The sequence below is a fragment of the Veillonella montpellierensis genome (genome assembly GCF_947090115.1).
Taxonomy (GTDB): domain Bacteria; phylum Bacillota; class Negativicutes; order Veillonellales; family Veillonellaceae; genus Veillonella; species Veillonella montpellierensis.
Genome location: NZ_CAMUMS010000023.1, coordinates 1 through 3,342, shown reverse-complemented (window position 1 = coordinate 3,342; position 3,342 = coordinate 1). Strand labels below are relative to the sequence as shown.

The window sequence follows — 3,342 nt, the reverse complement described above, 5'->3', positions numbered from 1 at the left end:
GGATAGGAAGTTGCTGATTAAGCGATAAGCACTTACCTTTGGGTAAGTGCTTTTTTGTGTTGCTATGATGTTTATTTTTATGTATTTTCTATTTGTGGTGAATGTAGTTCATGACAATAATGAGTTAGATACTAAATCATAATATAGGTTATAGTAGAAATTTTATGATCCATTCTCATATGTTGTTTTTATTGTATAATTAAATTTTAATAAATTCTATTATAGTATTATCTATTGTTGTATATAAGTTATAGCATTATTATCTATTAGTAATATATTATGTGATATATTTTTTTTATAATTCTTATATATTTTATTGACTTTTATAATCAAAATTATTATAGTGTAGATAATTAGTATATATGAAAGGAGTAGTATTATGAAAAAATTTATTATGTTTTTAGGAATGCTTTTAATGTTTTTTTCTTTTTCAATTACATCTTATGCTACAGGAGAATCAGCAGTGACTATGGTATGGGTAAATCCTGCTGCAGTTAGCGATATTTCTAGTGCAGAACAAAAATTAAATGAGGGATTACAAAATTCTTTAAAGAAATATGGTTTTCAATATGCAGATTCTAATCAAGCTCAGATGATGATGCAGCAATATATGATTGAAAATAATATTGTTCCTGATGATACTAAGACAAGTGTAGGATTTTTACCTAAAAAGGCAGATATGAAAGCTTTTGCTCGTGAAATGGGAGTACAATATGTAGCGTTTACAAATGCAAGAATTACTGATGAAAAAGTAAAAGCAGCATGGCTTTCTTGGGTAGGTGCTAAATATGAAGTAACAACATTATTTACAACTATTGTTTATTCTGCATCTGAAGATCGATATGTATTCTTCAATCAACAAACGGTTAAAGAAAATGCTGCTGGTACATCTAGTACAGAAAGAGCCTTTAATAAATGCTGTGACACTTATTTTGCGAAAAAATTAACATCAGATGTATTAGTATTAAAATAAAATAATTTAAAGATAATATTACAGTTTATATCAAATTATATAGATAGTAATAGTTATAAATCTATAAAAGCACTCTACATATGATTGATGTTAGAGTGCTTTTTATATTAAAGAGAAAAGTTGTTATTTATGATGATTTTATAAGTAGTGTTACTAGAGATTACTAGCCATGTTATACTATATTCACTAATAATCTGAATATAAATCTTCTATTAGGGAGAGTAGAGGGTAGCGGTAAGCTTAGTTATCAAGGAACGAAGTGACGCAGAGAACTTAGCGAGAGCATCCAGAAACATAAAAAGGACCTTACCTAAGTAAGATCCTTTGCCTTGGTGACCCAGGAGGGATACGTAAACGACTTAGTGTGCTAGGAGCATAGCGACGACGCGCACTTAGTCGATACGATGTTCACTCCGTAGCGTAGCGGAGGGCCCTCCAAATGAAAAAGCACCTTGCCGAAATAAAGTGATAATACTGATGATCTCCTAACATAAAAAGGACCTTACTTAAAGTAAGATCCTTTGCTTTGGTGACCCAGGAGGGATTCGAACCCCCGGCCTTCTGATTCGTAGTCAGACGCTATATCCAGCTTAGCTACTGAGTCATAGAGTTAATTAGATGGCAGGGGCAGTAGGACTTGAACCCACAACCGACGGTTTTGGAGACCGTAACTCTACCAATTGAGCTATACCCCTAATTTCTAACTGACTATATAATTATAATTAAAATTTGTTTTCTTGTCAATGATATTATAATACTATTTTTCAAATCTTTCTTAGTGCTAATATATATGTTACACCTTGAGACGTATTATGATACAACTTGGTTTGGACTTTTAAAGTGAAGCATATTCGTGTGGACTATTATATCTTGCTTCGTGTTTTTCTCTTTGTTTTATCAAATCTTTTTTGCTTGTAAAGATATTTGTGTCATATATAATTTCCTATCTTCTTGATGACTTCTTTCAACTTTACAATTTTTAGTTGTTAATACATAGTTATACAGTTTTATAATGATGTATATGAACAGTAGTTTCTTAGCATTTTGTGGAATTATTATATGTTAATAGTTTTGGCGTAGTATATATGAGTATAATGAGAATTATAAATTTAACGTTAGTGTGCACCGTTACGCTATTAGCTTGATAGGTCTTAATGGGCATAAAATGATTAGTACATTACTATGGTATACATATGATATAGGAGCTTATCGTATGGAATAGTATATATTCTATACAATTATATGCCTTAGAAATTTATGAAAATGGGTAGTTTTTATATGTTCGTATGGATATTCTAATTACTAGATGCAGTTTACATTCATAGTAGATATATCGTATCAATTCCTGTATTACTCACAATAAGATGATAGAGTTTTGATAATTTAAAATTCTGTTGATTAGATTTTTTGATAGCAGTATTCATATTATCTTTGAGTATATTGAATTTACTAAATTAATCTATTATAATAATAGGTAGAAATAATTTATATTTAACCATTTAATAATTTGCAAAGTTATATTGAAATTGTACTAGTATAAGAGAGGGGGGCTCTATATGAATCATATTTATAGAGTTATTTGGAGTAAGGTAAAACATTGTTATGTTGTTGTATCAGAAATTGCTAAACGAAATGGAAAATCATCGTCTAAAGTGAGCAGGGCGGGCATAACTGCATTAGCGTTATTGGGTACAATTTCTTTGGGAACTAGCGTATATGCAGCTAATCCAACAGAAAATTCGACATTAACGGCAGATCAACAAGCTGTGTATAATGAGGTTTTGCATGAATTGGAAAATAATGGTGTTCATTATGTGTCGGTGAAAGGCACGAGCAAAGATGCCGACACCAATTTCAACAATGACGGCGCCAAGGGCAATGGTGCCATAGCTATCGGCGAAAAGGCAAAAAGTACTAATTCGAGTGATATTGCCATCGGTAGTGGAGCAAATTCTGCCGGCGGTTGGGGTATGGCAATCGGCGTAGATGCCCAAAATACGGCACAATTGGGTATGGCTGTCGGCTATGCTACAAAGGTGGAGGCTGCACAGGGGCTGGCTCTGGGTGTGCAGGCAAAAGTAACGAAGGTGAGAGGAATCGGTATCGGTACGAATGCCAATGTATCCGGTGAGGACGGTATATCTTTCGGGAGTCAGACGAAAGTAGCCGGACAAGATGCCATCAGTATCGGTACGAGTGCGAGTTCTTCAGCCATGCGCGGGATAGCTGTCGGTAAGGAAAGTAATGTGGCGGCTACGGCGGCACGGGGCATTGCTATCGGTGACGGGGCGTATGTAGGGCCTGTTACAGATAAGCATAAGGGGACGGCTATGCCGAAACCGGGAGATGAGTGGAAGCCTGATATGCCG

Annotated in this window: 2 protein-coding genes and 2 tRNA genes; 2 read left to right on the top strand and 2 right to left on the bottom strand. The window is 34.1% G+C overall.

Annotated features, from left to right (window positions below):
• Window positions 1-379 precede the first annotated feature (379 nt).
• On the top strand, window positions 380-973 hold the full coding sequence (locus tag P6940_RS08130; protein WP_028258077.1) for a hypothetical protein: 594 nt from the start codon (window positions 380-382) through the stop codon (window positions 971-973).
• Between the two features lie 527 nt (window positions 974-1,500).
• Here the strand turns inward: P6940_RS08130 and P6940_RS08125 are convergent.
• Window positions 1,501-1,577, bottom strand: a tRNA-Arg gene (locus P6940_RS08125).
• 15 nt (window positions 1,578-1,592) lie between these two features.
• A tRNA-Trp gene (locus tag P6940_RS08120) sits at window positions 1,593-1,668 on the bottom strand.
• 861 nt (window positions 1,669-2,529) lie between these two features.
• Here P6940_RS08120 and P6940_RS08115 point away from each other — a divergent pair.
• The coding region (locus P6940_RS08115; RefSeq protein WP_277293744.1) for an ESPR-type extended signal peptide-containing protein at window positions 2,530-3,342 on the top strand (813 nt) is incomplete at its 3' end.